We start from the raw sequence: 23,495 nt of genomic DNA on the forward strand, positions 1-23,495 counted from the left end.
GCTTGTTAGGTTAGCCTTAGTGGCTGGCCTCGGGAATGCTGAAACAGCTCCCGCGAGCGCCAAGAAATACGGCGAACACGCCAGCGTGGAGAGTGTTGTCGGCGTCACCTACCTGTCTGATTCACAACCCACTTTCGACCTCTGACGTGCATGACGTCACAACCGGCCGCCTCCTCGATCGCGATTTGGCCCTGATCGCGCCGACTATGCTGGGTTGACCAGCAGTACGATTTCGGAGGTTGCAATGCAGATCACCAGCGTCGGCCACGCAGGATTTCACATCCAGACCGAGGCCGGATCCATCCTGTGTGATCCATGGGTGACCCCGACGTATTTTGCGTCCTGGGTGCCGTTCCCCGACAACACCGAGTTGGACTGGGACGCTCTCGGCAACTGCGATTACCTCTACGTCTCGCACCTGCACAAGGACCACTTCGATCCGAAGAATCTGATCGCGCACGTCAACAAGGACGCCACCGTCCTGCTCCCCGATTACCCGGTGCCGGACCTCAAGCGTGAGCTCGAGAAGCTCGGCTTCCACAAGTTCTTCGAGACCGAAGACTCCGTCAAGCACACCGTCAGCGGTCCCAAGGGCGACCTCGACATCATGATCATCGCTCTGCGCGCTCCCGCAGACGGTCCGATCGGTGACTCGGGCCTCGTCGTCTCGGACGGGGAGACCACCTGTTTCAACATGAACGACGCCAGGCCCGTCGACCTGGACCCGCTGACCGACGCCTTCGGGAAGGTCGACATCCATCTGCTGCAGTACTCGGGCGCGATCTGGTACCCGATGGTCTACGACATCCCGAAGGGCACCAAGCGCAACTTCGGCAAGCAGAAGCGTCAGCGTGGCATGGACCGCTGCCGCAACTACATCTCTCAGGTCGACGCTGCCTGGGTTGTCCCGTCGGCCGGCCCGCCGGTCTTCCTCGACGACGACCTGCGCTACCTCAACGACGATCACGGCGACGAGGGAAACATCTTCCCCGACCAGATCACGTTCCTCGAGCAGATGCGCATCAACGGCAACGATCGCGGCCTGCTGATGATCCCCGGCTCGGCCGTCGAACTTCGCGGTAGCGAGAAGGTCGCGCTGACGCATCCCATCCCGGACGCAGACGTCGACAAGATCTTCTCCAACAAGGCCGAGTACATCGAGAAGATGGCGCAGAAGATGGCCCCGGTCATCGCCGCGCAGAAGGCCACGTGGGCTCCGGCCGAAGGCGAGTCGCTGCTCGACGGTCTCAAGGCCAAGTTCGAGCCGATCATGGCTCAGTCCGATCTCATCTGCGACGGAATCGGCTACCCCGTCGGACTGGTGATGGGGGAGGAGACTGTTGTCCTCGACTTCCCGAAGCGGATCGTTCGTGAACCCATCGACGGAGAAGGTAAGTACCGCTACGGCTTCCGCATCGCTCCCGAACTGGTTCGCACTGTTCTGCGTGACGACGAGCCCGACTGGGTCAACACCATCTTCCTGTCGACGCGCTTCACCGCGTGGCGCATCGGTGGCTACAACGAGTTCCTCTACACGTTCTTCAAGTGCCTCACCGACGAACGCATCGCCTACGCCGACGGCTGGTTCGCCGAGGCCCACGACGACAGCGCGTCTATCGAGCTGGGCGGGTACGAGATTCAGCGTCGTTGCCCCCACCTCAAGGCTGACCTGTCGAAGTTCGGTGTCGTCGACGGCACCAACCTCACTTGCGATCTGCATGGCTGGCAGTGGGATCTCGAAACCGGCCGCTGCAAGACGTCCAAGGGTCACGAGCTGCGCACCACCAAGCTGAGCTGAATCGAGCTCGTCGGGTGACGGGATACAGCAGGTCGCTGATCGGCCTGGCGACAGCGCTCGCCGGGCTGGCCGGTTACGTCGACGCGCTCGGATTCATCACGCTCGGTGGGCCTTTCGTTTCCTTCATGAGCGGCAACATGACGCAGGCGAGCGTCGCATTTGCCGACGGAGTGTGGGCGGCCGCGCGGGTGGCCGGCGGGATCATCGTGCTCTTCCTCCTGGGAATCGCATTGGGAACCGTCGTCACCCACTTCACGGAGCGGTACTCCGTCCGGACCCGCAAGGTCACGGTGCTCGCGGTTGTGGCTGGGCTGCTGGCCATCGGTTCGGTGATGAGCAGCCTCGACGTCACCCCCGGCGCGATCTCGTCGATGGCCTTGGCGATGGGAGCCGTCAACTCGGTGTTCCAGCGCGACGGCGAGGTGACGATCGGTGTCACGTACATGACCGGTGCGCTGGTCAAGATGGGCCAGCGTCTGACCGGAGCCTTTCTCGGCGGCCCGAAGTGGGCGTGGCTGCAGCACTTCGGGATGTGCGCGGGTTTGATCGCCGGCGCGGTAATCGGTGCGTTGGTTCATCGGTGGATCGGCCTTCACGCTCTGTGGCCTGCGTCGGCATTCACGGTTGTTCTGGTCGCCGTTGCCTGGCGGGTCTCGCCCCCGGCGCCGGCACAGGTGTAGAAAGAGCCAGACACACAAGCCGGGGGTACAGGGGGAAGCAGTGGATGCTCTGATCATCGTGGTGCTCGGTCTGCTCGGAATCGTCGCGGCCTCGACGCTCGGAGCGCGTATCGGAGTCGCAGCACCGCTGATTCTGGTGATGGCCGGGATCGTTGTCAGCCTCCTACCCTTTGTCCCAGCGGTGGACATCGACCCGGAATGGATTCTGGCAGGCGTGCTTCCGCCACTGCTGTACTCCGCCTCGGTCTCGATGCCGTCGATGGAGTTTCGGCGTGAGTTCGGTGCCATCGGTGGGCTTTCCGTTCTGCTCGTTGTCGTGAGTGCGCTTGTTCTCGGTGTGTTCTTCTCTTGGGTGATACCAGGACTGGGCATCTGGTGGGGCATTGCACTCGGTGCGATCGTGAGTCCGACGGATGCCGTCGCGACATCTATCGTCAAGAAGCTCCCGGTCTCGCCGCGGGTGGTGTCGATCCTCGAAGGCGAAAGCCTGCTCAACGACGCCACCGCTCTGGTTTTGTTGCGTACTGCCATCGCCGGAGCCGCCGCGTCGGTGTCACTGTGGAGTGTGTTGGGCAAGTTCGCCTTTGCCGTGGTCGTGGCCGTGGTCATCGGTGTTGTCGTCGGCAAGGTCAACCTGATGGTTCGTGCCCGTGTCACCGATTCGACGGTCAACACGGTCATCTCGTTCACGGTGCCGTTTCTGGCGGCGATCCCCGCCGAAGAGTTGGGTGCGTCAGGGTTGGTTGCTGCCGTCGTGGCTGGGCTCGTCACCGGCTACGACGCTCCTCGGAAGCTGTCACCGCGACATCGGTTGTCGGACTCCCAGAACTGGCGCACAGTCGAATTGGTCCTCGAAGGCGCGATCTTCCTGGTGATGGGCCTCGAACTCTCGTCGATAGTCGACGATGTCCGGGTCGACCACGAGGGCATATCCACGGCGGTCTTCGTGGCGGCGGGGGCTCTGTTCCTCACGATCTTGGTGCGGGCTCTGTACGTAGCCCCGCTCCTGCGAGCGCTCCAAGCGCGGGCGAGATTTCGTGAACGTATGAAGCCCAGACTCTCCGACATCGCGAATCGACTCGACAATCCGGAGGACTACCCGCCAGACGAACGACGCCGCAGTAGGCGTCGGGAGCCTTCGGCGAGCCAGATGGAACGGTTCAAGATTCGGGTGCGGCGCACGGTTGCTGATATCGACTACTACCTTGCTGCGCCGTTGGGATGGCGTGAAGGCACGATCGTCATCTGGGCCGGCATGCGCGGGGCGGTCACTTTGGCTGCCGCGCAGACTCTGCCGGAAGACACCCCGAGTCGATCGCTCCTGATCTTGGTTGCGTTCCTGGTGGCAGCAGGCTCGTTGATCCTTCAGGGCGGGACGTTGAAGCGCGTCGTAGTGGCGGTCGGTCCGGCAGCACAGGACCTCACCGATTCCGAACTAGACGAGCATCGCAGGTTGCTCGAGCTTCTCGAAGATGCGTCGGCGAGTGTCGTTCCGCCAGAGGGTCGGTCGAAGAAGAGGATCCGTCTCGACGTGATCGACGCGCAGCGTCAAGCGTTACTCGACGCGCGGGACGACGGCCTGTTCGACGCACGGATGCTCGGATCGGCACTTGCCGCGCTGGATGCCGATCAGATCAGTCTCGAACTCAAGGGCGGTCCGGACGGTTGATCACGTGCACAGCCTCTTTCGCGCCGACGTCATCATCGCCCGAGTGATGACGCCGTGCAGTATCTGAACGGGTGCGAAGTAGATTCGGCCCGCTCTACTCTTCAGCTCCACGGCAGTGACGACGTGCAAGAGGCCGGCGTCGTTGTCGGCCTGAACCGAGGCGACAAATCGTAGGTGTTTCTCGTCCGCTTCGATGAGGGCCTCGCCGTCGGCGATTTTGTCGACGGCAAAGGTGTCGGGGCGTCCCTGGGCGATACCGAGCAATCCGACTACCCGCTCCCTCAACCAGAACATCGCGAGAACTGGAGCGGGGACATTTCTGACGTCGAAGACTGCCTGTGCCCACTCCTCGGAAGTATGGGTCGGAACAGGCGGGATGGTGATCGTGGTGGCCTCTGCCCAGTCCGGCGCAGGCATGGCCTTGAAAGCGAGTGTCATTTCGTCCTCCGTACGGTGCCGTATGGAACCTGCCCATACGGTACCGTACGGAGGTGACGAATGCCCGCGCCCGACTTTCTCGCGACCAGTGGATCGATGCAGCTTTCCAGGCTCTGGCCAGCCATGGGCCTGATGCAGTTGCCGTGGAAAAGGTGGCGCGCACGCTCGGATCGACCAAGGGTTCCTTCTATTGGCACTTCGCCAACCGCGACGAGTTGCTGCAGGCTGCGCTCGATCGGTGGGAAGTTGTGGCAACCGAGAGACTGATCTCGTCCGTCGAGTCCTCTGGTGAACCGGCGGAGGCGCGATTGCGTCGTCTGGTGGATTCGGTCACGACCGGATTGGCCGATCGCCGTGCGGAGTTGGAACTACTTGCCGGGATCGACCATCCATTGGTTTCGGCGGCGGTTCGACGTGTCACCGAGCGTCGCGTTGCGTACATCGTGACGTTGTTGGCCGATCTGGGTATGGACAGGCACAAGGCGGAACATCGTGGCGTACTTGCATATTCGATGTACCTCGGGCAGATGCAGCTGGTGCACAGTGCACCCGATGCGGTTCCTCGCAGCGGTGCGGGCCGTCACGCACTCGCTGACGAGTTCGTGAACATGGTTCTAGCCAGGTAAGTCCGCCGTCGAAATCGGCGTGATCTGCGCATCACCCTGCGCTTTCAGGTGAGGGACCACACATTGCGCGTAACCCATAGTTACATATACTTTGAGGTCAGCTGAAGTGGGGTGCCGGATATGTCGACATTTCCCGGAGGCGCAAAACCGTTTCACGACAGGAAGAAAGGTGACTCACCATGAGCGTTGTGCTTATTTCGTTGCTGGTCGCCGCTGGACTCACCGTGCTGGCCACCAGTGACGGTGCCGGTCTGGACTTCGGGAGTCGGCAGCTGAACCGCCAGTTGAAGACCCGCACGCACCGGTAACCCCGGAAAACGGCCGGCTCCACGCGATCCTTCGCGGAGCCGGCCGTTTGCGCTGTCCGGTCAGTTCACCCCGAGATCTGTCAGCCAGGCCTGGGTGTTGCGTGCACTGATGCCCAGGACAGCGGCAGAACCCGTCGCAGAGTCGAACGCGACGTTGTCGGCAGTTGCGAGTCCTGCGTAGAGCTGAGCAACCCCGGCCGCCGCTCCCGCTCCGATGATCGGCGTGATCGACGCACCGAACTCCTCGGGTGTCACGGCTTCGAAAGTTACCGCGTGCGAGAGGTGTTCGGCGAACGCCTCGGCCAATTCGACGCCGGTGATCGCCGGAATCTGTCCGATGTCGACTGCGTCCGGTGCTACGTCGAGGGTCAGAGCTGCAACGGCTGCATCAGCGACATCGAGGTGCGAACCCCATGCGACCGCGAGATCTGCACGCAATGGGTACCGCAGGACACCTTCGTCTTTCACTCCCGACAGCACGGTAGGGAGAAGCAAATTTTCGAGGAACAGTCGCGGGGTCAGGACTGTCACTGCGATTCCTTCGGCACGAAGCCCGTCGACGAGTTCGGCGAGAACGGGTGTGTTGGGGCCGGTAAGCGGCGAAGTAGCGTCGCCGATCACCGTACCGCTGGTCGAGATCACGAACCTCGAAGGACGTGCCACTTTCGCTGCTGCCAGAACGTTTCGGGCGTATCCCGCGAGCGTCTCCGTGTCACCGGCGAGTGGCAGATGGAAGAACACCCCGTCTGCCGCGCGATACGCGTCGGCGAGAGAGTTGACGGACGTATTATCCGCGACGACGGTGTTCGCGCCCTCGAACGTCTGGTCAAGGTTGCGGGTGATTGCTCGGACCTCGGCGCCGGCCGATCCGGCGAGGGCCGTAACCAATCTCGTGAGGACGGGAGAACCTTGGGCGCCGGTGGCGCCATGCACTGTGTAAGTCATGACGCCTATAGTTCACATCGGGAACCAGTTACTTCAAGTGAACTAATGGGGAATCGATGAGTGAATCAGGTCACGTACTTCCGGAGTGTGGCGTTGCGCGCTTCCTGCTGGTCCTGGACGGACCGTGGGCGACCCTCATCGTTCGTGAGCTCACGCACGGCCCCATGCGCTTCACCGAACTACGACGCGCTCTGCCGGGTATCAGTCCCAGGACACTCTCAGCCAGGCTCAAGCGATTCGAGGAGTTCGACCTGGTGACCCGGACCGCCTACGCCGAGGTACCGCCGCGGGTGGAGTACGAACTCACCGCGACGGGGATGGAACTGCGCACAGTGCTCGAAGCGATGGTCGAGTGGGCGGATCTGGCACTCCCCGTTTCGTGACCTGCCTTCAGTGCGGGCCCGAAAGTCCCACCCGCAGAGCACCGCAGGCCTCGAACATCGCATCTTGACCGGTATGGCCGACACCGGTGGTGTTTACGAAGGCATGGATCAATCCACTGTGACGCCTCAGTGCGACCGGAACTCCGGCCTCTCGCAGCCGGTTCGCGTATTCCTCACCCTCGTCGCGCAGTGGGTCGAAACCGGCGACGGCAACGTAGGCCGGCGGCAGGCCGGCCAGATCCGGAGTGAGTAGCGGGGAGACTCGCGGGTCGTGAGCCGAAGTGCCACCCGACAGGTAATGGGCTGCATACCAATCTAATTGGGCATCGGTGAGAAAGAAGTCCGTGCCGAACATCTTGTGCGACGGACGCTTCGACGAGAGGTCCACCCAGGGAAAGAAGAGCAGCTGGAATGCCGGCTTGACGTCGTCTTCTGTTGTGGACTGCGCGACGACAGCCGCCAGGTTCCCGCCGGCGCTGTCTCCGCCCACCGCAATGGATTTCGGATCGATGCCAAGTTCCGCGGCATGCTCGACGCAGTAACGGAATGCGGCGACGGCGTCGTCGACCCCGGCGGGGAACGGGAACTCCGGCGCAAGCCGGTAGTCCACCGACAACACGCTGATTTCGCCGTGACGGGCCAGGAAGCGGCACACACTGTCGCCGCTCTCGAGGCTGCCGAGGACGAACCCGCCGCCGTGGAAGTACACCAAAAGTGGAGCGGGCGTTGGCACCCCGGCCGGTCGATACAGCCGTGCGGGAATGGTGTGGTCCGCAGCCGGGATCTCGATGTCTCGAACCGTCTCGATGTCGATGGGAGTACCGCCGAACAGCCGCGATTCGGCGTCGATCTGGGCTCGCCCCTCTTCGACCGGAAGATGCTCGAAGCTCGTGCCTTCGACTGCGGATAGCAATCGCAGTGCAAGTTGGATCTCGGGGTGCAGAGTCTGCCCGTCGATTTCCTTCGGCTTGCCACCGAGAATGCGCTGCGCGCCGGTCGGCAGGGCACCAACGACATCGAGAACCACCCGCGCAACACGATCTTGGACAGACATCTTCTCCGTGGACATACTCGCCTTCCGTCGGCTGATCACCCGTCGCTTGTACGTTACGAAAGAACTGGACAAATATCCAGGAACTCTGACACTCGAGATCAGGCTGCCGGAGTGACCGTGACTGTGACCGGACCCGTGTCATCCGCGGTTTCCACTGTGAGAAGGCGGCGTTGGGGGTTCCAGTTCACTATGTCGGCGCCCGCGACGTCGACGCCGCCGGGAAAGCCGCTCTCGGGTAGATAGATCTCGGTTGGTGCCATCACTGCGGGGTCCGGATTGAACGTCAACTGAAGGTGGTCAACGGCTGACGACCATTCGGTGGGTGTGCCCGCGACGGCACGCGGATAGGGCTTGTTCAGAGTGTCGACGAGGAGTGTCTGCGTTCCGTCCGGCAGGTACGGGCCCCAAGGTCCGGGGTCGCTCGACCAGTACGAGACACCCGCGCCGAGTTCGCGCGCGGTCGTGTAGACGCGGTTGATGTAGTCGGCTGCGCCGGGCAGTGTTGTGTCGAGCCCGAATTCGCCGAGGATGATCGGAGCGCCGCCGAGTACGTTGCCTGCGATGTGTTCGACGCTGTCGCGCCAGGTGTCGATGGTCGCGTCGGTGAGAGTGCGCGAGATGCCTGAGTATCCGTCACCGAGGTCGAGGGGCAACGGATACAGGTGCGGGCAGTACGCGATTCGCTGTTCGCCTGCTCGTGGGTCGTTGATCTTCGTGAGCCCGCTGGGGACACCTTGGTTGACGCCGACCGCTTGCGGGGCCACACATACCCAACTGTCCTGATCCACTTCCCTGATGGCGTCAGTGGTTCGCTGATACAGGGCGGCGAGGGGTCCACCTTCGAATGCAGGTCCCTGCAGGGAACCGCCCCACGGCTCGTTCATCAGGTCGTATGCCACGACGGTGCCATTGTCGGCAAAACGCTCGGCCACTGCCTGCCAGGCGTTCGCGTAGTGCTCGACCAGTTCGGGGTGTTGACCGGTCGTGTTCCAGAAGTTGTCGAAGGCGCGCATCACACCGGGTTGGATGTAGTACAGCTCCCACCGGTCTTGAGGGCTGACCGGAAGGCCGTCCATGTAGGTCGCCCAGGCCGGTGCGCCGTTGCCGATGTTGCCGGCGCCGTTGCCACTGTTGCCTTCTGGAGTGATCGCGCCGGAGTAGACGTCTTGATGCATGTCGAGCATGACCTTGTAGCCGCGATCGGCGTACCAGCCGACTCGGTCCTCGACACGGTCCAGATACTCCTGGTCGTACTGTCCAGGCTCGGGTTCCACCGAACGCCAGGAGATCAGGAAACGCACGAAATTTGTTCCCATGTCGGCATGTTCGCGTTCGAGATCCGCTTCGGTGAACTCCGGCATGCCGTCCGGTGAGCTTTTCGCGCTCGACGCCGTGTTGAACCCTCTCAGGATCAGCGAGCGGCCCGCGTCGTCGGTCAGATACGACGGTGGCACATCGGTGCCGCCGGCACTCCCTGGCATGGGCAGGCTGCTCTCGGCCGCGGCAACGCCGCTGCCCAAAACCAACGAGCCAGCGATGATCAGTGCTGAGAGCGGGATTCGACGCATGGAGCCTCCTACGGGAAGTGTGACTTGATTGACCTGTCCCACTGGGAATTCAGATCTGGGCTTGTTTACTCGGTGCAGACTCACGTCGGTTGGCTGACACTGGTCCGCCCGTTCTCGATGTGTCCGACGAGCAGTCGCCGGAAATTCGGATCTTCGTCGACCGTCACGGCGGCCTGATACCAACCGTCGACTGACGGCACCGTCCACCGACCGCGTGCACCCGCTCCGAGCCTGCGTCGATCCCCGTCCACATCGACGGACAGTGCGCGGTTACCGGAATTGGTCGCGGACAGAACAAGCGTGCGTGACCCCGTGTCGACGGTGGTGTAGACGTCGAGCGAAGCTGCCGCACTGTCGCTCGCTCCGGCGAACTCTCGTCTGAAACCATTGGGACCCAACAGGGTCAGGCTGTAGACCTGGTCAGCGAGCGCAACGACGTCGTCGACTTCACCGACGACGTCGTAGTGTCGCGGCTCGTCGAACTCACCCGCATACGGGTACAAGGCCAGGTGCGTTGATGCGGCACCGGTATTGGCCAGATGGACCGTCAACGAGCCGGCGCCCGGATCCACCGTCGCATAGGCGTCGGGCTGATAGGGAAGTGCTCGCGCAGGTCGAGTTCCCCCTTCCTGCACGGGCATCCTCTGTTCGGTGGGAGGTGTTGGCGTCCATCGCGGTTCCAGCGGCGGTGTCGGTTGCGGGCGCGCCAACGTAGGCCGGCTACGCGGGTTGGCGAAGTCGAACGCCGACGTGAGGTCGCCACTCACCGTACGTCGCCACGGGTCGATTTCCGGTTGCGTGATTCCGAACCGCTTCTCCAGAAACTGCGTGACGGACGTGTGGTCGAATACCTGCGAACAGACGAAACCACCGACGGTCCATGGCGAAATGATCGTCATCGGCACCCTCGGACCGAGGCCGAGCGGCTGATTGCCGACCCATTCGGTTTCGATCGAGCGCGGTGGTCTGGGCGGCGGTACGTGGTCGAAGTAGCCGTCGTTCTCGTCGAAGTTGACGATCACGGCCGTCTTCGCCCATAGATCCGGATCGGAGGCGATGGCGTCGAGCACTTGGTAGAGCAGTGTTGCGCTCGCCGCTGGTGACGATCCCGAAGGATGCTCCGAATCCACTTCGGACGGAACAAGATAGCTGACTCGAGGCAGTGTCCCCGACTCGACGTCTTTCCTGAACTCGGCGGCCAGCGTGCCGGGCCGGGATCGGTACAACGCGCGATCGTAGAGTTGGCGATCAGCAGGGGACAGTTGATCTGCAGCGGTCTCCAGCGCACGCACCGCTGCGTCCTGGGCCGGTGGCGGCATCGACGGCAGAGCGAGATAGAACCCGGCCAAGGTCTGCAGTTCGAAAGGGAGCAGGCTAGGCCGGCCGAGCAGCCCTGCCGCCACCTTCTTGAAAGCAGTGAAGTATTCGAGGTTGTTGTCGCCGAAGTTGTCCCACTCCTGGTAGGTCTTCCAGGAAATGCCGGCGGACTGCAGCCGCTCGGGGACCGTCGTCCATCCGTAACCGGCGTGCCAGGGGTTGTAGGCCGCATTGGTTACGGCTCGCCCCTCCGGGCCCGGTGGATCCGAAGGAATTACCGACTCTGTTGGATTCGGCGAGAGTGGCTCGTATCCGGTGTATCCAGAGACCCAATAGTTCCGGTTGGGGCTCGTCGATGTCGGCACGGAGCAGTGGTAGGCGTCGCAGATCGTGAACGCGTCCGCCAGTTCGTAATGGAACGGGATGTCTTGCCGGTCGTAGTACGCCATTGTCGTACTGGTTTTTGCCGCGATCCAACCGTCGTGCCAGCCGTCGGCGAGTGCGGCATGTCCGCCCGACCAGCCGTGGTCGAGTCCGGTCACGTTCTGGGTGTCCATGCGTTGTGCCGCAGCGGAATCGCGGATGGGGAAGGGGAGCACAGGACCGGTAGGACCGGGTTGTTCGAAGACGCTGTGGCCGCTGCGTAGACGCAACGCATTCGGATCACCGAAGCCGCGAACACCCCTCAGCGCGCCGTAGTAGTGGTCGAAAGATCGGTTCTCCTGCATGACGAGGACTACATGCTCGATCGAATCGAGCCCGCCGGAGTTTGCGGGTGTCGCCAGTACACGTTGAAGCGACGGCGGCAGAAGGGAAGTAGCGGCGACTGCAGTCGCACCGACCCCGGCGGCGAGAAACGACCGTCGAGAAAGAGAATTCCTGGACACTTGTGCTCCATCGATAAATCAATCAGTTCTATGACCACGGCCGCGACATGCTGCTGCCGCTGCTCCGAATCGGTGCAGCGGCAACAGTGTCGAGAAGAATTCGATCAGGAACCGAAGAGACCGCCCAGTGAACCGAGGCTGCCCGAACCGCCGTTCCCGCCGTCGTCAGGCGCAGCAGAAACCTTGACGACGGATTCGTCCGACGCGGACTGTGTGAATCCACTTCGCCCGGCGTATGACGCCTTGATCCGATGATCGCCCGTCGATACGAAAGTGTGCGTCAGTCGCGCCACTCCATCGACTCCGACGACAACGGGCTGTCCGATGGGTTGGTCGCCGTCGTAGAACTGAACCGAGCCCCGGCCGGGGTTGGGGGTGACCGTCGCGGACAGTTCTGCCGCGACATTCTGCTTGGCCGTCGCGGGAGCTGCCAGTGAGGTCGAGGTGGTGACATCGGACGGTGCGGGATCAGACACGGTGACCGTTTGAGCGGATGCCATCGACGGCATGAATCCTGTTGCGCCGGAGTAGTAGGCCGAGACGGCATGAGATCCAGCCGAGGTGAAGGCATGTTCCAGAGTGGCTTTGCCGTCAGCGCCCACCGGGATCGGAGCGCCGATATCTGCAGCGCCGTCCTTGAACTGGAGAGTGCCACCGGCGGGTGTCGGCGTGACCTGCGCCCTCAGCGACACCGATATGCCCGTCTTCGCATCGGTAGGAACGTTCACGGCAGTGTCGGTCTGCTTGACGACAGGTGCGGCAGTCACCGTGACCATTGCCTCGGTCGAGTTGGAACTCTGGAATCCGTTGACTCCCTGGAACGTTGCGGAGACCCGCGCGGTTCCGGCGGTGAAGAAGGTATGCGGTAGCCGGGCAGTGCCGTCGGCGCCCGGAGTGACCGGTGTACCGACGTCGGCGCCGTCCACCCTGAACTGCACGTTTCCGTTGACCAGAGCCGGATCCACCTTTGCGACAAGCTCGGTCGGTGTGCTGGCTTGGATCGAGCCGGGCATCTGGATTGTGGTGGTTGTCGGTTGGCTGACGTAGATGGTGGTCAGGGCCTGCCCACCGGCGTTGAGGCCGGAGTTCCTGTTGTCCCGCGGGGAGCAGTTGTAGCGCTCCCAGTAGTTGACTGTGAAGACATCCTTTTCGCGCTGGACGAATGTGAGCGCATTTCGGTCGTCGTCGTAGTTGGCGGAACCGGGATCGGAAACCCTCAGCGAAGGCTTGATCTCGGTACCGGCCGCACCGGCTTTGACCGTGACGTCGACTGCGGGGAGTCGGAACTTGGTGTTGGCACCGACGATGATGCCGTCACTCGATCGAACTGCGGAGGACGGACCGTTTCCGGTGGTTCGATTCGATCCGGAGATACGCAGGTGCGTACCGGATGCCGATGGATTACCGCCGTCGTCGATCCGTGTGACTGTCGGGGTGGCACTGTCGGATCCGAGGCCGTACGCACTGTCCGCCACAAGCTGGGAACTCACGAATTCGACGCCGGACGGGATGTCGAAGTCGTACTTGATACGGGCCCAATGCACGACTCCACGGCTGGCATGGCCGCCGCTGTTTGCCTTCATCTCGTTCGGCTGCACGCGGTAGGTGATGGTCTCACCTGGTGCCGCGGTGGTCGGCGCGGTGATGGTGACCCCCGATCCGAGCGTCTCGTTGAACGTGATCGGGCTTGCCACACCGTCCATCTCGCGCACGTGGCATGCAGTCGTGAAGGGCACGCTCTTAGTCTCGGGGGCCGCAGAGGCGATCCCGCCGCCGGCGATCGAGAACAAGCCGCCGGCCAGCACCGAGACGGTTGCAATCGCAGAGCCGCGTAGCAGTTTCGAGTTCATCGACGAATCCTGGTTTCTGCTCACAGATTTCACGACCCGAATCCGGCGGTGCCGAGGCTGCCGAGGCTCCCGGTGCCAGGCTCGGGCTCGGACGGTTCGACGACGTTGATCGTCACGGCGCCCGACATCGACTCCATGAAGCCTGCAGAGCCCGTGTAGTACGCCGTGATGTTGTGGTCGCCCGCTGTTGTCATCGTGCGGTTGGCCTTTGCGACACCGTTGACGACGGCCACCGGAGCGCCGAGGTCTACCCCACCGTCACGGAACTGCACTGTTCCACCCGACGGCCACGGAGTGACCGTTGCCGTCAACTCCACGGAGTCACCGACGACGGCCTTACCGGGCGCTTCGATTCGCGTCTGTGTCTGAGCGAGGCTGGAGTCGACGTTGATCACGGCGAGTGGCTGGCCGCCTGCGTTCAATCCGGCCGAACGATTGTCGCGTGGTGAGCAATTGGTGGTCAGCCAGTATTTGACGCCACCGAGCAGCGTCTCCTGTTGCAGGAAGGTCAGGTAGTTGGCGGCACTGTCGTAGGAACCCGAGTTGGTGTCGGACACGCGCAGCATGGGCTTGATCTGGGTGCCGACGGCCCCGGACGTGACGGTGACGTCAACTGCCGGGAGCTGGAACGTCTTTCTTCCACCGACCTCGATTCCGCCGCCGCCGTTGTTGTCGGTGTTGGGTCCGTTGCCCGCGGTGATGTTGTTGCCGGAGATACGAAGATGCGTCCCACTCGGATCGGGTGAACCGGCATCGTTCACCCGCGTGATCGTCGGGGCGACCCCACCCAGATTCGAGCTGGTGCCCGCCACGATCTGCGCCCCCACGTAGGTGGTGCCTGCGGGGATATCGAAATCGAACTTCAGTCGGGTCCAGTTCACGACGGACCTGAGGTCGTAACCGTCTTTGGGGACCGTCATCGGCTTGGGGGCGAGACGGTAAGTGAAGGTGGAGTTCGGCGGGACCACGGATGGGGCACTGATCGTGACGCCGGAATCGCGCGTCTCGTTGTGTGTGATCGGCCCGGGGAACTGCCACCCGTGGCACGATGCCGTGAACGGAAGGTTCACATCAGCTGCGGACGAGATTCCCGCTCCGCCGACGACCAGGGCAACGCATCCGGTCAAGGACGCGGCCACCCCTACTCCTCGGCGCATCAACGTCGACACCATTCACATTCTCCTTGAGTAGCGCTCGAAAAAATATCGAGCTCTCGGCTGAAAGCCGGGTCCGGGAACCGGCCTCGAGCTGACAGAGAAGCGAATGCGTCTTGTCGTCTGCTTACCACCAGCTCAAACCCTGGAGAGGAGTAGAACACAGAGCCGGACCGGAGATATGCGAATCGGACAAATTGTTGGACATACGTCCAACCGATGAAATTTCTCCACGTGATTGATCGATCTGGAGAGGTTCAACGTGGTGTGATGTGGGCCCGGTGAACGGTCAGGCGATGGCGCGGCGCATCAGGTCTGCCGTCTCCTTGTTGAATGCGACCAGCGTGACCGTCTCGACCTCGGTCTTCGCCGCGCGAATCGCTGAAACGGCCTGCCGGACCGCATCTTCCTTCGGCCAACCGTAGACCCCGGCCGAGATCAGCGGAAAGGCGACCGTACGGGCGCCGATCGAGTCGGCCACGGCGAGACTGCGCGTGTACGCCGATCGAAGCAATCCGGAGCGGTCCTCGGATCGCGAATATCTCGGTCCGACGGTGTGAATCACGGCCTTGGCGTGGAGCTTTCCCGCGGTGGCGGCTACGGCCGCACCCACCGGCAGACCGTCGGGAAGGCTGGTGTTGCGCAACACCTCGCAAGCCTTCAGGATCTCCGGTCCTCCGGCTCGGTGGATCGCGCCGTCGACACCGCCGCCACCGAGGAGCCTCGAATTGGCCGCATTGACGATGGCGTCGACGGTCAGCGTCGTGATGTCACCTTCGACGACTGTAATAGCGGGCATGGATCCTCCTGTGTTTCCGACGGCGGTGTTTCCGACGGCGGTGTTCCAGAGTTCGCGCTTCGGGCGAGCCCACGGCATAGCCGAGCGTACGTCGTAGGGATCACGTCCGATCAACATCGAGTACCGCGCCGCAACCGACGGCGTGCGACTGTGCGCCTGAACGCAATGCAGAAGTACGCGCTTTCCCTCAGCTCGCAACGCCTGGACAGTGCGCGCTGCGTCGTCGAGAACGAACTCGAGGTTGGAGTTGGCATCATGACCGTCGTCGACCAACCAGAACTCGACGTGTTCGGAGCTGACCTGTCGGTTTCCCATGCGGCACAGGCTGACCACGGCGTCGTAGTCCGCAGTGGACACCGCATCGACGCCGCCGAGCATGACGCCGTCGTCGTGCGGGTGCGTCGTCAGGTGGTGGGTTCCGCGGAACCTCGAGTAGTCGAGTTCTGCCGTCGACGGCCAACCGTTCTGGTCGTCGGTGCCGCCGCGAGCAGTCTTGATCGCCAGGCGAACCAGATCGGAGGAACGATATCCCGGCCAGCCGTGCATGATTCGGCGCCAGCGCGCGGGAACTGCCGATGCTCCCCAACGGGCGCCGAGCAACCCGCCTGCGATAGCCGCGGTCGTGTCGGTGTCCCCGCCGGCTCGTACGGCTGCTTCCAATGCGTACTGGAGGTGGCGAGCATCGCCATTGTCCGTGGAAGTGATTGCCCACCAAGCAGTCTGAAGTGCATGCACCACCCAACCGTTCTTGGAGAAGTCCTGCGGGTTCCCGGTTTCGGCCTGATCGAGCAGCGGGCCCCAGTATTCGGCGATCTCCTGATCGGCAACGGAGAGGAAGCCTCGAACGCCGTCGAAGTTGCCGACCACAACCGCATGACGGATGGCGTAGGTCCACAACTCGCACGCCTGTCCGGCACGCGGGTCGTCGTGCGTGAGTGAACTGATCCGGTGCGCTGCCGACCTGGCACCTTCTGCATCGTCCAAGTAGGAGAGGGCGACGGGAGCAGTCCGCATGAGCGAGCCGTTGCCGGCCTTGCGGCCGCTGATCGCCCGCGCACGATCCGCCATCGCCGCTGCGCTTTCGGAGCGGACGGACAACACTGCTCGCGTCTGGTTGCCGATGTCCGCGGGCTTCGAGTCGTACCACCGGATGAACTGTGCTGCAATGGCATCGAGACCGTCAGCGCTTCCGATGTCGATTCCGGTAGCGGCCACCTCGGCGATCGCAACTGCCATCGAGGTGTCGTCGGTCCATTCTCCCGGCGCCCAGTCGAACGGGCCGCCACCGATCATGTCGATCGTGACCTCGGCCTTCGGGTAGGTGAATTCGTAGCCGGCGCCGAGTGCGTCTCCTGCTGCGGTGCCGAGCAGAACGCCGGCCGCTCGATCGGACTGCTGTGCGGTGAGTTTCATAGCCACCTCTTCGGTTCGCGATGATCGTTTGATCAACTTTGCGCTAACCATAGATCATGTTTGAGATAACATGCAAGGGTGAATAAATGGACAGACACGAGCGGCAAGGGATTGACGGACTATCCGCGTCCGTCTGTGGCAGTGGACGTCGCGGTGCTGACGTACAGCGGTGGATCTCTGAAAGTTCTGGTGGTTCGGCACCGTCTCGGTGCGCTGGCGCTACCGGGAACATTTCTGCACGAACGCGAATTGCTCACGGCCGCTGCCGATCGTGCCCTGTCGGTCAAGGCAGAGTTGGCCCAGACGAGCTTCCACCAGTTGGCGATCTTCGACCGACCGGACCGCGACGACCGTGGATGGGTTTTGTCGGTCGCACACACGGCTTGCCTACCGGAATCGGCACTGCCCGATTCGGCGCTTCTCGTCGATGTGTACGACGACGAGGCAGTGAGCGGACTCGCATTCGATCACGCCGACATGGTGCGACTCGCGGTCACGGACCTACGCACGAGGTATGCGTCCTACGTGGATCCGGACGGATTGTCGGGCGGGACGTTCACCGTTGCCGAACTCAGAGGACTCTACGAGGTGATCTTCGATCGTCCCTTCCAGAAGGACAGCTTCCGCCGGCAGGTGATGGACGCGCTCGAAAGTACCGGCGAGATGAGCAGGCCCGGTAACGGCCGGCCGGCGGAGACGTACCGGAGACGGGGTGACGGCGCGCTGACTGCGCAGGCAATGGCTTTTTTGACCGGATGAAGTGAAACGAATTCTTGCAGTTCTGCTGACCTGACGCGCTGAGCTGGGTAATGTCCGATTGATGGGTGCAGTTTCGAATGAAGCCGAGTCCAAGATTCCAACTGTCGTGTGGGGTACCGGCAACGTCGGGCGTGCGTCGATTCGCGCTGTGACCGCCAATCCGGCCCTCGAACTTGTCGGCGTCATCGTTGCCAACCCTGCAAAGGTCGGGCGAGACGCCGGTGACCTCGCCGATCTGGGAGTGCACCTGGGCGTCGCGGCTACCGACGACGCCGAGGCCGTGCTCGCAGCGTCTCCCGGCGCGGTGGTCTACGCGGCGTCCGGCGACATTCGGCCCGATGACGCGGTTGCCGACATCACGCGGGCTCTGGCCGCCGGAGCTGTGGTGGTCACGCCATCCGTATATGCGCTGTACGACCCGAAATCGGCACCTCCGGAACTTCGAGATCCCGTCGAAGCTGCTGCCAAGGCAGGCAGCGGCGCCCTGTTCGTCTCCGGTATCGATCCGGGTTGGGGCAACGACATCCTGCCGATTCTCGTCAGCGGGCTCGCGGGGACAATCGATCAGATTCGGTGTCAGGAAATCTTCGACTACACGACCTACGAACAACCGGATTCGGTGCGCTACCTGATCGGAATGGGGCAGCCGATGGACTACGAACCTCCGATGGTCGCGCCCAGTGTTCCCACCATGGTCTGGGGCGGGCAGATTCGACTCATCGCGCGGGCACTCGGGGTGGAACTCGACGAGATCCGCGAGACCTTGCTGCGCCGCCCGCTCGAGGAAACCGTGTCGACCGAACATATGGGGGAGTTCGCGGCCGGCACCCAAGGCGCACTGCGATTCGAGGTTCAGGGAATCGTCGGCGGGGAACCCTTGATCGTGATCGAACACGTCACGCGTATTCATCCGTCCTGTGCCCGCGATTGGCCGCTTCCACCCGACGGTGGCGACGGTGCGCACAAGGTGATCGTCGAAGGACGACCACGAATAGAGATCAACGTCGAGGCCACCGATGAAGGTGGAAACCGCGCGGCCGGCGGAAACGCCACGGCCGTAGGACGTCTCGTCAATGCAATTCCTTGGTTGCGTCAGGCCGAACCCGGCCTTTACGACGCGCTGGACGTTCCGCTCACACCAGGCGTCGGCAAGCTCGGTGCCCGAAACTCGGAGGTACTCACATGAACATCGACATTCCCGAAGGTAAGAATCCGATCGGCTACGTGTGGGGTGAGATGGTCCCCGGCATCGGGCCTGCAGCGGCTGGATTCTCCCAAAAGGTCTACACGGACGGCACTCTCGGCCTCCGCGAGTTCGAAGCGGCCCGGCTCAGGATCGCTCAGATCAACGGATGCATCTTCTGTCAGGACTGGCGCACCGAGCGCGACGGCGAAACGGTGGAGTCGACGTTCGATCAGGCTGTCACCGACTGGCGCACCACCGATGCCTTCGACGACAGAACACGCCTCGCTGCCGAGTACGCCGAGAGATACGCCCTCGACCACCACGGACTCGACGACGAGTTCTGGGAACGCATGACCGCTCACTACTCCCAGCCGGAAATCGTCGAGTTGAGCATGTGCCTTGGGTCGTGGTTGGCCTTCGGCAGGCTCAACCACGTCCTCGGTCTCGACACTCAATGCGTGTTGCCCGGCAACTGAACCTAGTTACCCAGCGTTGTCAGGTCCGGGTAGTTCGAGACTTCCCAGCCACCGTCGACGACCAGACTGGTCCCGGTGATGTACGAGGCGTCATCGCTGGCGAGATAGAGACAGGGTCCGGCGATCTCGTCGGGAGTTGCTGCTCGGGACATGGGGATTCGGCTGAGGAACATGTCGCGGGCGGGTTCGTAGTTCATGACCGGCGCGACCAACGGCGTGTCGACCAGGCCGGGTAGAACGGAATTGACCCGGATTCGCGACGCAGCCAGTTCGATCGCGGCATTCTTGCTGAACATCTCGACCCCGGCCTTACCCGTCGCGTATGCGCTTCCATAGGGGCTCGGTACGTGCGCGTTGAGGGAGGATACGTTGACTATCGCACCGCCGCGACCGTGCTCTCGGATATGCCGCGCTTCATGTTTGGTGCAGAGGAAGACGCCCTTCTGAACCAAATCGATGGTGAAGTCCCAGTCGGCCTCCTCGAGGTCGACGATCTGCCCCACCCGCGATGCGCCGGCAACGTTGAAGGCAATGTCGATCCCACCGAACTCCGCTGCCGCCGCGGCAATTGCTTCGGCAACATCGGATTCCTGGGTGACGTCGGCCGGTGCGGCGAGATATGAACCGTCGTGTTGAGCCGCAATCGCCTTCAAAGCATCTGCAGCGATGTCGATTCCGGCTACCTGTGCACCTTCGCTGAGTAGCCGTAGGGCGATGGCCGCACCGATACCTGATGCCGCGCCGGTGACAACCGCGGTTTTGCCGGCAAATCTGGACGTGTTAATGGGCACCTGCCTTCAAGAACTTTCCGGTTCGGCGGTTGCCGAGAACCGGTGCTGCTTCTCCGTCGCCGAAGACGTACTCGCCGCCGACGAACACTGCGGTCACGGTCTGATCGTTGCGATTGACCATGCGTGAGAGGTTGTCGTACTCCACAACCGGGCTCTCCGCGTAGGTCTCGAGTGAATCGTCGAGATGGGCGGGATCGATGACGACGAGGTCGGCGCGGTCACCCAATCGCAGGTGTCCTGCATCCACGTCGTACCACTCGGCCAGTTCACCGGTGAGACGATGCACGGCTGCCTCGACCGTCATGAAGGGCCGGCCGATCTTTTGGGCGTCGTAGACTCGGCGCAACAGTCGTAGGCCGAAGTTGTAGAACGCCATGTTGCGCAAATGTGCTCCGGCGTCGGAAAATCCGAGTTGGACGCCGTTGTCCCGGGCGAACTTGTCCAAAATTTCCGGCCGGTGGTTAGAGATGGTTGTGCGCCACCGAACCTTCGTGCCGTGTTCGAGGACCAGATCCAGGAAGGCATCGACAGGGTGTAGGCCGCCACGTTCGACGCCGACCTGCCCGAAGCTCTTGCCGACAAGGGATTCATCAGGGCAGGCTACGATCTCGGCGTCGAAGAAATCGCGATGCCAGACTTTGACGCCGAACTTCTGGTCGTAGTCCTTGCGGAATTGTCGACGGTACTCCTCGCTCTGCATCAGAACGTTGCGTTCCATCTCATCAGTCAGATGCAGTGCCGCAGCGCCGGATCCGAACTCCTCGAAGACGACCAGATCGATGCCGTCGGCATATACCTCGAAGGGGACTGGCAGGTGCTGCCAGCGCAAGTTGCCGCCGAGTCGATTGACCAGATGCGCCAGCGGTCCGAGGATTACCACCGCCAGCTTGTTCGACTTGATGTCAGCTGCCGAGAGCATGCTCGTCTTGAGTCGCTTACGCCAGAGACCCACGCTGGTGAATGCCATCGCACCGGTATTCAAGGGGTTGGAGAGGTCAGGTCCGGCCTGAAATACACGGCCGCGGCGACGTAGGATCGCGTTGAGTCGGCGTCGTTCCTTCGTAGTCGAATAGGTCGACGGCAGGGTTCGTGAGCGGCAGGTTTCGCCGTCGAGTTTGTCGAACAGTAGTTGCTGCCCGGACATTCCGACGAAGCCGGCGTCGAGCGCCTCGGTCAACTGTGCTTCCATCGACGCGAGTTCGGCGTCTGTGGGACGCACGTCCTTCCGGGTTGCACGGTCCAGTCCCATCTCGGCGGCCCGCATGTCGGAGTGTCCGATGAAGGCTGCAATGTTGGGACCTAGCGGAAGCGCCTCGAGTGCAGCGACGTACTCTCTTGCGGAGTTCCAGGTCTTGGCCCGCGTGAGCGCATCGACGACGTGCTGACGAGGGATTGCTTCGACGCGGCCGAAGAGATCACCGGCATCGGAGGGGTTGGCGTGAATTGTGGACAGGGAACACGATCCGACAAAGATCGACGTAACCCCGTGCCGCAGGGATTCACTGAGTGCAGGCCCGTCCAGGATCTCGACGTCGTAGTGCGTGTGGATGTCCACGATGCCTGCGATCACCCACTTGCGCCGTGCGTCGATGACACGGGGACAGTCGGTTTCGTCGAGCGGATCGAGGGAGATGGCCGTGACCAGCCCGCCTCGGATACCCAGATTGCGGACAGCGGGTTTCGCCCCGGTGCCGTCGAACCACAGACCGTTGTTGATCACGGCGTCGTAGGTCATGAGAGAACCACCTTTGCGCGTATCGTTTTTCCGGTTGCGTTGCGGGGGAGAGGAGTTGTGCTCAGTTTCCACTTCACCGGCACCTTGAAGTAGGCGAGTCGTTCGGCGACGTAATCACGTAGTTCCTCTTCGCCGGCGGCGCCCTCGCTCCGCAAGACGACGACGGCTGCAACTTCTTGGCCGAGGTCAGCCGAATCAATGCCGATCACAGCGCATTCCAGTACAGCGGGATGCTCGTCGATGCACTGCTCGATTTCGAGGGGGTAGACGTTCTCGCCGCCGCGCAGGATCAGATCGGATCGGCGGCCCGTCAGGCGGAGTCGACCGTCTTCGAACACTCCGAAGTCGCCGGTCCGGAGCCATCGATCAGGACCGATGGCGGCTGCAGTCGCGGTCTCGTCGTTCCAGTACCCCAACATCACATAGGGGCTGCGTGCGCAGATCTCACCTTTCTCACCGTCGGGGACCGCAATCCCGAATGGATCACGGACCTCTACGCTCACCCCGATGATCGGCCGGCCGAGAGTTCCGGGGAACGCGGCAAGTTCCGGTGGTGTGGCAACTGAAATGCCGGTGGAGGATTCGGTGAGCCCGTAGCTGTCGACCAAGGTGTGCTGCGCAAAAGGCAGTCGTGCGCGCAGTCGGTCCTGCAAGGCCGGAGATGACGGCGCAGACGCGAGCGCAAAGGCGCTCAGTGAGGTCAGGTCGTACTTCTCGAGACTGCCGTGTTCGAGGAGACGGGTTGCCATGGTGGGGACCACCGCCCAGTTTGTGACCTTCTCGCGTTCGACGAGGGAAAGGACTTCGTCGACGTCGAAGGCGCCCTGATGGATGACCACCGCTCCGCCCGTCGCGAGTCGTGGGATCGCCAGGTTATGCAGGCTTGCAATGTGAAACAGCGGTGCGGTCAGCAGATACCGCAAGTCACTCGGTCGGCCGTCGCTGGGTTTTCCGGTGAACGCCGCAGCGAGGCGATCACTGTAGCGGTGGTAGTCGATGACGGCCAACACGTTTCGGTGAGTGTGAACAGCTCCTTTGGGGCGGCCGCTGGTTCCGCTCGTGTAGAGGATGACGGCCGGATCGTCCTCGTCGACAGAAGTGCGGGGGAGTGGCGATCCCGAGTACTTCTCCATCAAGGCCGGTAGATCTTCATCCATCGTGAGCACTCGAACTTCGGTGTTCAGTTCGGAAAGAACTTGTGCACGTTTGGCGTCGGCGATCACCACTGTGGGGGTGGTGTGATCGATGCCGTACGCCACCTCGCGGGCCACCCACCACGAGTTGAATCCGACGGCGATGGCGCCGAGGGACTGAGCCGCCCAGAAGGTCATCACCCATTCCGGCGTATTGGCGGCAAGTATGCCCACGCGATCGCCCTTGCGGACGCCGTACCGCTCGCGCAGCGCTGTGGCCAAGGCTGCTACGGCTTCACCGTGCTCGAGGTAGCTGAAGCGTCGGTCCTTGGTCACCAGGTAGTCGCGTGAGCCGTAGTCGAAGGACGCGGCGAGCACGTCGCCGAGTGCCTTGTCACGGTTCTTCATGACGGGCATCGAACTGCCGAGTACATCCTCGACTTGCATTTCGAAAGGACCACCGGGGCCGGTCAATCCGGCCATGACGGACGCGATGAATGCATGTGTATCAGCGGAAGTGGTCACG

General features: G+C 62.7%; 20 protein-coding genes. 9 read left to right on the forward strand and 11 right to left on the reverse strand.

Annotated features, from left to right (window positions below):
• The first annotated feature begins 244 nt into the window (after positions 1–244).
• The 3 genes from ACWF6P_RS04305 to ACWF6P_RS04315 are packed head-to-tail and all read left to right on the forward strand — an operon-like array spanning position 245 to position 4,147.
• Entirely contained in the window at positions 245–1,798 is a 1,554-nt protein-coding gene (locus ACWF6P_RS04305; RefSeq protein ID WP_452620109.1) for a Rieske 2Fe-2S domain-containing protein, read from the forward strand.
• A gap of 14 nt (positions 1,799–1,812) precedes the next feature.
• Positions 1,813–2,478, forward strand: coding sequence for a YoaK family protein (locus ACWF6P_RS04310; RefSeq protein WP_452620110.1), 666 nt, complete (start codon positions 1,813–1,815; stop codon positions 2,476–2,478).
• Between the two features lie 40 nt (positions 2,479–2,518).
• Positions 2,519–4,147 (forward strand): cation:proton antiporter, encoded by a 1,629-nt coding sequence (locus tag ACWF6P_RS04315; protein ID WP_452620111.1) that lies wholly within the window; start codon positions 2,519–2,521, stop codon positions 4,145–4,147.
• On the opposite strand, the gene ACWF6P_RS04320 is transcribed toward ACWF6P_RS04315, so the two are convergent.
• On the reverse strand, positions 4,148–4,585 hold the full coding sequence (locus ACWF6P_RS04320) for a DUF2867 domain-containing protein (RefSeq protein WP_452620112.1): 438 nt from the start codon (positions 4,583–4,585) through the stop codon (positions 4,148–4,150).
• A gap of 53 nt (positions 4,586–4,638) precedes the next feature.
• On the opposite strand from ACWF6P_RS04320, the gene ACWF6P_RS04325 reads away from it, so the two are divergent.
• Together ACWF6P_RS04325 and ACWF6P_RS04330 are read left to right on the forward strand one after the other, a co-directional pair.
• A complete protein-coding gene (locus tag ACWF6P_RS04325) occupies positions 4,639–5,211 on the forward strand; it encodes a TetR/AcrR family transcriptional regulator (protein ID WP_378530489.1) in 573 nt (190 codons plus the stop codon).
• Between the two features lie 179 nt (positions 5,212–5,390).
• A complete protein-coding gene (locus ACWF6P_RS04330) occupies positions 5,391–5,519 on the forward strand; it encodes a hypothetical protein (protein ID WP_003943237.1) in 129 nt (42 codons plus the stop codon).
• A gap of 60 nt (positions 5,520–5,579) precedes the next feature.
• Here ACWF6P_RS04330 and ACWF6P_RS04335 read toward each other — a convergent pair whose 3' ends face one another.
• Positions 5,580–6,464, reverse strand: a complete 885-nt coding sequence (locus ACWF6P_RS04335; protein ID WP_452620113.1) for an SDR family oxidoreductase — start codon at positions 6,462–6,464, stop codon at positions 5,580–5,582.
• 56 nt (positions 6,465–6,520) lie between these two features.
• On the opposite strand from ACWF6P_RS04335, the gene ACWF6P_RS04340 reads away from it, so the two are divergent.
• Complete coding sequence (locus ACWF6P_RS04340) at positions 6,521–6,847, forward strand: winged helix-turn-helix transcriptional regulator (protein ID WP_452620114.1); 327 nt, start codon at positions 6,521–6,523, stop codon at positions 6,845–6,847.
• A gap of 7 nt (positions 6,848–6,854) precedes the next feature.
• Here ACWF6P_RS04340 and ACWF6P_RS04345 read toward each other — a convergent pair whose 3' ends face one another.
• The 6 genes from ACWF6P_RS04345 to ACWF6P_RS04370 form a co-directional block, all read right to left on the reverse strand.
• Positions 6,855–7,916 (reverse strand): alpha/beta hydrolase, encoded by a 1,062-nt coding sequence (locus ACWF6P_RS04345; protein WP_452620115.1) that lies wholly within the window; start codon positions 7,914–7,916, stop codon positions 6,855–6,857.
• Positions 7,917–7,999: 83 nt separating this feature from the next.
• Complete coding sequence (locus ACWF6P_RS04350; protein WP_452620116.1) at positions 8,000–9,469, reverse strand: cellulase family glycosylhydrolase; 1,470 nt, start codon at positions 9,467–9,469, stop codon at positions 8,000–8,002.
• Positions 9,470–9,549: 80 nt separating this feature from the next.
• Positions 9,550–11,673, reverse strand: coding sequence for a phosphocholine-specific phospholipase C (locus ACWF6P_RS04355; protein ID WP_452620117.1), 2,124 nt, complete (start codon positions 11,671–11,673; stop codon positions 9,550–9,552).
• Positions 11,674–11,777: 104 nt separating this feature from the next.
• Positions 11,778–13,523 carry an Ig-like domain-containing protein gene (locus tag ACWF6P_RS04360; protein ID WP_452620118.1) on the reverse strand — a complete coding sequence of 582 codons (1,746 nt, stop codon included), beginning with the start codon at positions 13,521–13,523 and terminating at the stop codon, positions 11,778–11,780.
• A gap of 29 nt (positions 13,524–13,552) precedes the next feature.
• Positions 13,553–14,695: an Ig-like domain-containing protein gene (locus ACWF6P_RS04365; RefSeq protein WP_452620119.1), complete on the reverse strand. Its 1,143-nt coding sequence runs from the start codon at positions 14,693–14,695 to the stop codon at positions 13,553–13,555.
• A 271-nt stretch (positions 14,696–14,966) separates the two neighbouring features.
• A complete protein-coding gene (locus tag ACWF6P_RS04370) occupies positions 14,967–16,889 on the reverse strand; it encodes an O-acetyl-ADP-ribose deacetylase (protein ID WP_452620120.1) in 1,923 nt (640 codons plus the stop codon).
• A 78-nt stretch (positions 16,890–16,967) separates the two neighbouring features.
• Here ACWF6P_RS04370 and ACWF6P_RS04375 point away from each other — a divergent pair, with 78 nt between their 5' ends.
• From ACWF6P_RS04375 to ACWF6P_RS04385, 3 genes are all read left to right on the forward strand, one after another.
• Positions 16,968–17,648 (forward strand): NUDIX hydrolase, encoded by a 681-nt coding sequence (locus ACWF6P_RS04375; protein ID WP_452620121.1) that lies wholly within the window; start codon positions 16,968–16,970, stop codon positions 17,646–17,648.
• Positions 17,649–17,709: 61 nt separating this feature from the next.
• Positions 17,710–18,834 (forward strand): NAD(P)H-dependent amine dehydrogenase family protein, encoded by a 1,125-nt coding sequence (locus tag ACWF6P_RS04380; protein WP_452620122.1) that lies wholly within the window; start codon positions 17,710–17,712, stop codon positions 18,832–18,834.
• Positions 18,831–19,310 carry a carboxymuconolactone decarboxylase family protein gene (locus tag ACWF6P_RS04385; protein WP_452620123.1) on the forward strand — a complete coding sequence of 160 codons (480 nt, stop codon included), beginning with the start codon at positions 18,831–18,833 and terminating at the stop codon, positions 19,308–19,310. Before ACWF6P_RS04380 ends, ACWF6P_RS04385 begins: the two co-directional genes overlap by 4 nt.
• A gap of 2 nt (positions 19,311–19,312) precedes the next feature.
• On the opposite strand, the gene ACWF6P_RS04390 is transcribed toward ACWF6P_RS04385, so the two are convergent.
• The 3 genes from ACWF6P_RS04390 to ACWF6P_RS04400 are packed head-to-tail and all read right to left on the reverse strand — an operon-like array spanning position 19,313 to position 23,494.
• Entirely contained in the window at positions 19,313–20,101 is a 789-nt protein-coding gene (locus tag ACWF6P_RS04390) for an SDR family NAD(P)-dependent oxidoreductase (RefSeq protein ID WP_452620124.1), read from the reverse strand.
• On the reverse strand, positions 20,091–21,836 hold the full coding sequence (locus ACWF6P_RS04395) for an N-acyl-D-amino-acid deacylase family protein (protein ID WP_452620125.1): 1,746 nt from the start codon (positions 21,834–21,836) through the stop codon (positions 20,091–20,093). The genes ACWF6P_RS04390 and ACWF6P_RS04395 overlap by 11 nt, the downstream gene beginning before the upstream one ends.
• Positions 21,833–23,494 (reverse strand): class I adenylate-forming enzyme family protein, encoded by a 1,662-nt coding sequence (locus ACWF6P_RS04400; RefSeq protein ID WP_452620126.1) that lies wholly within the window; start codon positions 23,492–23,494, stop codon positions 21,833–21,835. The genes ACWF6P_RS04395 and ACWF6P_RS04400 overlap by 4 nt, the downstream gene beginning before the upstream one ends.
• Between the last annotated feature and the right edge of the window lies 1 nt (position 23,495).

This window comes from Rhodococcus sp. NPDC055024 (assembly GCF_053608585.1).

What these genes read in the sequence shown, in the direction of transcription:
- ACWF6P_RS04305 (WP_452620109.1), top strand. Translation starts at nt 245, where the DNA reads ATGCAGATCACCAGCGTCGGCCACGCAGGATTTCACATCCAGACCGAG.
- ACWF6P_RS04320 (WP_452620112.1), bottom strand. Translation starts at nt 4,585, where the DNA reads ATGACACTCGCTTTCAAGGCCATGCCTGCGCCGGACTGGGCAGAGGCC.
- ACWF6P_RS04330 (WP_003943237.1), top strand. Translation starts at nt 5,391, where the DNA reads ATGAGCGTTGTGCTTATTTCGTTGCTGGTCGCCGCTGGACTCACCGTG.
- ACWF6P_RS04335 (WP_452620113.1), bottom strand. Translation starts at nt 6,464, where the DNA reads ATGACTTACACAGTGCATGGCGCCACCGGCGCCCAAGGTTCTCCCGTC.
- ACWF6P_RS04340 (WP_452620114.1), top strand. Translation starts at nt 6,521, where the DNA reads ATGAGTGAATCAGGTCACGTACTTCCGGAGTGTGGCGTTGCGCGCTTC.
- ACWF6P_RS04345 (WP_452620115.1), bottom strand. Translation starts at nt 7,916, where the DNA reads ATGTCCACGGAGAAGATGTCTGTCCAAGATCGTGTTGCGCGGGTGGTT.
- ACWF6P_RS04350 (WP_452620116.1), bottom strand. Translation starts at nt 9,469, where the DNA reads ATGCGTCGAATCCCGCTCTCAGCACTGATCATCGCTGGCTCGTTGGTT.
- ACWF6P_RS04360 (WP_452620118.1), bottom strand. Translation starts at nt 13,523, where the DNA reads ATGAACTCGAAACTGCTACGCGGCTCTGCGATTGCAACCGTCTCGGTG.
- ACWF6P_RS04365 (WP_452620119.1), bottom strand. Translation starts at nt 14,695, where the DNA reads ATGGTGTCGACGTTGATGCGCCGAGGAGTAGGGGTGGCCGCGTCCTTG.
- ACWF6P_RS04370 (WP_452620120.1), bottom strand. Translation starts at nt 16,889, where the DNA reads ATGAAACTCACCGCACAGCAGTCCGATCGAGCGGCCGGCGTTCTGCTC.
- ACWF6P_RS04380 (WP_452620122.1), top strand. Translation starts at nt 17,710, where the DNA reads ATGGGTGCAGTTTCGAATGAAGCCGAGTCCAAGATTCCAACTGTCGTG.
- ACWF6P_RS04385 (WP_452620123.1), top strand. Translation starts at nt 18,831, where the DNA reads ATGAACATCGACATTCCCGAAGGTAAGAATCCGATCGGCTACGTGTGG.
- ACWF6P_RS04395 (WP_452620125.1), bottom strand. Translation starts at nt 21,836, where the DNA reads ATGACCTACGACGCCGTGATCAACAACGGTCTGTGGTTCGACGGCACC.